This window comes from Bradyrhizobium sp. (assembly GCF_049512235.1).
Classification (GTDB): domain Bacteria; phylum Pseudomonadota; class Alphaproteobacteria; order Rhizobiales; family Xanthobacteraceae; genus Bradyrhizobium.
This window is the reverse complement of the sequence record NZ_JBEKXH010000451.1, coordinates 1-5,288: the sequence shown is the minus strand read 5'-3', so window position 1 is coordinate 5,288 and position 5,288 is coordinate 1. Positions and strand designations below refer to the sequence as shown.

Genomic DNA, 5,288 nt, shown 5'->3' with positions numbered 1-5,288 from the left:
CCGGCGGCTATGTGATCCATGTCGCGCTTGGACTGGTCAGCGCGGTGCGGCCGGTGACCTTGAAGGCCGAGACCGACCGCGAATCGTTCCTGCTTCCGGCGGGCGGCCTGCGCATCGAAGGCCGCGTCGGCACGTCAAGGATTCCGCAGAACCAGATTTCGTTCGCGATCTACAAGGGCAGCCAGTTCGAAGTCGGCGAGCGCGCCTCGCTGGTGCCGAACGTCGCGGCCGGCGACGTCGCGCTGGTGCCGGAGGGGACCTACTACATCATCTCCAACTACGGCGACGCCAATTCCGTGGTGCGCTCGGATATCCGGGTCCAGGCCGGCAAGCTGACCGATGTGATCATCACCCATCGCGCGGCGGTCATCACCCTGAAGCTGGTCAGCGACAAGGGCGGCGAAGCGCTCGCGAACACGGCATGGTCGGTGATCACGCCGGGCGGCGACGTCATCAAGGAATCGATCGGCGCCTTCCCCCGCGTCGTGCTGTCGGAAGGCGAATATCGCGCCATCGCCAAGAACGAGGGCAAGGTGTTCGAGCGTCCCTTCAACGTCGTCAACGGCGTCGACGGCGAGGTCGAAGTCGTCGCCCATTAGGCCGCGGCCGCCGATCTAAAATCGCGTCACGATCTCGGACAGCGCCGGACGCGGGCGGTCTTCGCTTGGTTTTGAAGCTGTGCCGATATGGATGAGGCCGGCGAGCTTTTCGTCGGCGTTCAGGCCGAGTCCGTCCAGCACGTCGCGGTCGAACGCGAACCAGCCGGTCAGCCAGCACGCGCCATAGCCGAGCGCGGTCGCCGCAGTGACGATGTTCATCGCGCTGGCGCCGGCGGACAATTCCTGCTCCCAGGGCGGCACCTTGGGATGTGGTTTTGTCAGACTGACGACGCCGATCACCAGCGGCGCGTCGGTCAGCCGCCGCTTCTCGACATCGATCTCGGCCGGTGTGGCCTGCGGATTCTTTCGCGCGAACACCGCGGCGATGACTTCGCCGGCGCGAAGCCGGCCATCGCCTTCGAAAATGATAAAACGCCACGGCGTCAGCTTGCCGTGATCGGGCACCCGCGCGCCGACGGTCAGGATGGTTTCAAGCTCGGCCGCCGAGGGGCCGGGACCGCTCATCTCGCGCGGCTTTACGGAGCGGCGAGTTTTCAGGAGTTCGATGGCGTCGGGCAATGCGGCTTCCTTTGTCAGGGGTGATTGGGCCTCAAACCGCAGCCTTCGCCCGCTTGACGTCCGGCGGCGTCGCTTCATCGACCAGCGCGGCGATCGCTTCATCGGTCGGCATCACGTTTTGCCCGTCGCTGCCGAGCCGGCGGATCGAGACCGAATGGCTCTCGGCTTCCTTCTTGCCGACAACGAGCAGCGCCGGGATTTTCGCCAGCGAATGCTCGCGGACCTTGTAGTTGATCTTTTCGTTGCGCAGGTCGATCTCGACGCGCAGGCCGGCGCGCCGCGCGGCTGATGCGACGACCTTCGCATATTCGTCGCCTTCCGAGGTGATGGTGGTGACCACCGCCTGCACCGGCGCCAGCCAGAGCGGGAAATTGCCGGCAAAATGTTCGATCAGGATACCGATAAAGCGTTCCATCGAGCCGCAGATCGCGCGATGCACCATGACCGGTACTTTCTTGGAGCCGTCGGCATCGATGTAGAACGCGCCGAATCGCTCCGGCAGGTTGAAGTCGACCTGGGTGGTGCCGCACTGCCAGTCGCGGCCGATGGCGTCGCGCAGCACGTACTCGAATTTGGGGCCGTAGAAGGCGCCTTCGCCGGGATTGATCGCGGTCTTGATGCGGTGGTTATGGCCCTGCGCCTCGATCTGCGACAGCACCGTCGCCATCACCCGCTCGGCGTGGTCCCACATCTCGTCGGTGCCGACGCGCTTTTCCGGGCGGGTCGACAGTTTGACCGTGAGTTCGCCGTCGAAGCCGAAATCGGCATAGGTCGAGAGAATGAGATCGTTGATCTTCAGGCACTCGTCCGCAAGCTGTTGTTCGGTGCAGAACACATGGGCGTCGTCCTGGGTAAAACCGCGCACCCGCATCAGGCCGTGCATCGCGCCCGACGGCTCATAGCGGTGCACCATGCCGAATTCGGCCAGCCGCAACGGCAGGTCGCGGTAGCTCTTCAGGCCGTGCTTGAAAATCTGCACGTGGCCCGGACAGTTCATCGGCTTCAACACAAACCAGCGCTTGTCCTCGGCCTCCTCGCCGGCGGATTGCGCGGCGAACATGTTTTCACGGTACCATTGCCAATGGCCGGAGGTTTCCCACAGCGCCTTGTCGAGAATCTGCGGCGCGTTGACCTCGCTGTAATCACCAGCAAGGCGGCGGCGCATATAGGCGATCAACGCCTGGAAGATGCTCCAGCCCTTGGCGTGCCAGAACACCACGCCGGGACCTTCCTCCTGGAAATGGAACAGGTCGAGCTCGCGCCCCAATTTGCGATGGTCGCGCTTTTCGGCTTCCTCGATCTGCTTGAGATAGGCGTCGAGCTCTTCCTGTCTGGCGAAAGCCGTGCCGTAGATCCGCGTCAGCATCGGTTTGTTGCTGTCGCCGCGCCAATAGGCGCCGGCCACCTTCATCAGCCTGAAGGCGCCTCCGACCTTGCCGGTCGAGGTCATGTGCGGGCCGCGGCACAGATCGAACCAGTCGCCCTGCTTGTAGATCTTGATGGTCTGGTTGGCCGGGATCGCATCGACCAGCTCGACCTTGAACATCTCGCCATTGTCGCGAAAAATCTGCTTTGTGTGCTCGCGCGTCCAGATCTCTTTTGTAAATGGTTTGTCGCGGGCGATGATCTCGCGCATCTTCTTTTCGATTGCCGCAAAATCCTCCGGCGTGAACGGCTCGTTGCGGAAGAAGTCGTAATAGAAGCCGTTCTCGATCACCGGACCGATCGTGACCTGTGTGCCCGGCCATAAATTCTGCACCGCTTCGGCCAGCACGTGGGCGGCGTCGTGCCGGATCAGCACCAGCGCGCGCGGATCGTCGCGGGAAATGAATTCGATTTTTGCATCATGCGTGATGGCGTCCGCGAGGTCACAGAGCTCGCCATCGAGCGCCATTGCCACCGTGCGCTTGGCGAGCGATGGCGAAATGCCCTTGGCGATATCGAGGCCGGTGGTGTTTTTCGGGAATTCGCGCCGGGCGCCGTCGGGAAAAATGAGGGCGATCTTTGGCACTTCGACCGATTTCAGGTTGCTGAGGCTGTACTGGAATCCCGGGGCGGGCTTGTTCTGGTCGGGCATGGCGGTCTCCTGTGGCTCACTCCTGCGAACGAGCGCAGGTAAGCGGGAACGAGCGCGGCTTTTAGCGCAAGCAGGGCAGAAAGGGAACTCGGGGTTCTGGTTAGGCGGCGAATAGGGATTTTTCAGACGGAACCGCTGCCTCGACGGCCTTACGCCATGGTGCGCTGATTCGCAGGTCCGAATCACGCCCCGCCGCGCCCCTGCCGCGGTTACCCGCGCCGCTTTGAAAGTGTTGCAGCTGCCGCGCCGTCATGCAAGCATCGCTCCGCGTATTTTGGCCCACCTGATTGCAAGCCCGAGTTCCGCCGCGTGCCATGACCTTACGTGCCGTTCTCCTCGTAACCTTGGCGCTGATCTGCGGATCGGCGGCGGCGACTCCGACCACACGGTCCGCGCCCGGCGCGACGGCTGCGCCGCCGATGGTGTTCTATGTCGCCAAAGGCGGCCTCGACGCTTGCGGCCGCGGCTGCGACAGCTGGATCGCGGTCGAAGGCCAGATCGATGCGGGCGCGGCAGATCGCTTCAGGAAATTTCTGCAGCGAATCAAGGGCCGCAACCTGCCGATGTATTTTGCCTCGCCGGGCGGAAATCTGGATCAGGCACTGGCGATGGGCGCCATGCTTCGCGAACGACCGGCGGTCGCGAGGGTAGCGCGAACGGTGGTGCAGGAGTGCGGCTTCGAAGCCCAGGACAGCGAGATCTGCCTCAAGCTCAAGCAGTCCGGCCGCGAGCTGCATGGCGATCTGTGGACACGCAGTGCCATGTGCAACTCCGCCTGCCCGTACCTCATTCTGGGAGCGGCCACCCGCGAGATCGCGCCCGACGCGCTGCTCGGGGTTCATTCTCCAAAGGTGGTTCTGAACTACCGAGGTCAAACGCCGACCCCGCAGATGCGCGCGGCGGCGACCGAACGCGGTCTCGATCGCGCCAATCACATGCTCTCAAACTATATCCTCAAAATGGGTGTTGCGGGCGGATTGCTCGATCTGGCGAAGACCGTCAAATTCGAAAGCTTGCACATCCTGACCCGCGAGGAGATGGTCCGGTTCGGCATCGATCGGCGCGAATTCGTCGAGACGCCGTGGACCTTTGAGAATGACGTCCGGAGCATGGTGCACAAGTCGGCCATGGCAAAGAGCGATACCGGAATTTCCTATCGTGCCTTGCAGTGGCGATTGCTTTGTTTGAACTCGGGCCAGTTCGAGCTGGATTTTCAGCGCCAGACGACGGCGGTACCAGCCTTTGGCGCGGTTTCGATCTCCGGCGGCGGACCAAAACCGCTGTATCTGACCCATTTTCCGGTCAAGCCGTCCGGGGTCGAGCTCTGGGGCTTGCGCATGACCAAGGCCTCGGTCCAGTCGCTTGCCGAGCTGCCGCAGATCGCTTCGACCGAAACCGACGTTGTGGCGGACGGACGTCGTGTGGCGCGTTCTGAACAATTCTCCACCGAGGGATTGGCGAGCGCGCTGGCCCGGCTGCTGGCGACCTGTCCGCCACAACAGGATATGACGTGGTTGCAGACGAAAAAGCCGCAAGACGGCGATGCAAACTAGGCTGCTCAGCCTTTCATTCCTGCATTTGTGACGGGTAGAATCGAAAGTGGATTGACATGAGAAAACTATTTGCGCTGGTCCTGGTCCTCGATGCGACCGCAGCCTTCGCTCAGGGTAGCCCGCCAACCGTCGGCGGCAAGCCGCTGGTCCAGGTCAGGTCGCACACCGCGCCCGCAAAACCCCAATCGATTGCCGCGAGGCTGCAAGGTTGCCTGGAAATCGACGACGGAACCAAAGGCCGCCTGGACTGCTATGATGCCATCTTCCCGGCGCAACCGAAGCCAAAGGCGCCGGCTGCGAAGGCTGTAGCGGATTGCCGCTTCACCAAGGAAGAAGACGAGCGGCTGACATGCTTTAACGGATTCGCCGAGCGCATACCCAGGCTTCCGCAATAGTCGGGGTCGCCGGCTTTCGCTCCGCGGGATCGATCAGCGCCAGCGTGGGGAGATCGGCGTAAAGCGACGGCGCGCAGGCAGGGGA

The 5,288-nt window shown here is 63.0% G+C and carries 4 protein-coding genes and 1 pseudogene; 3 read left to right on the top strand and 2 right to left on the bottom strand.

Going from position 1 to position 5,288, the window contains the following annotated elements:
• Positions 1–599, top strand: a pseudogene (locus ABSG20_RS29115) (hypothetical protein); the annotation flags it as partial.
• Positions 600–614: 15 nt separating this feature from the next.
• Here the strand turns inward: ABSG20_RS29115 and ABSG20_RS29110 are convergent.
• On the bottom strand, positions 615–1,178 hold the full coding sequence (locus ABSG20_RS29110; protein WP_423867916.1) for a nitroreductase family protein: 564 nt from the start codon (positions 1,176–1,178) through the stop codon (positions 615–617).
• A gap of 31 nt (positions 1,179–1,209) precedes the next feature.
• Complete coding sequence (gene thrS, locus ABSG20_RS29105; protein WP_423867915.1) at positions 1,210–3,255, bottom strand: threonine--tRNA ligase; 2,046 nt, start codon at positions 3,253–3,255, stop codon at positions 1,210–1,212.
• A gap of 314 nt (positions 3,256–3,569) precedes the next feature.
• Between thrS and ABSG20_RS29100 the strand changes: the two genes are divergently transcribed.
• Together ABSG20_RS29100 and ABSG20_RS29095 are read left to right on the top strand one after the other, a co-directional pair.
• Positions 3,570–4,808: a COG3904 family protein gene (locus tag ABSG20_RS29100; RefSeq protein ID WP_423867914.1), complete on the top strand. Its 1,239-nt coding sequence runs from the start codon at positions 3,570–3,572 to the stop codon at positions 4,806–4,808.
• Positions 4,809–4,864: 56 nt separating this feature from the next.
• Complete coding sequence (locus ABSG20_RS29095) at positions 4,865–5,203, top strand: hypothetical protein (RefSeq protein WP_423867913.1); 339 nt, start codon at positions 4,865–4,867, stop codon at positions 5,201–5,203.
• Positions 5,204–5,288 lie beyond the last annotated feature (85 nt).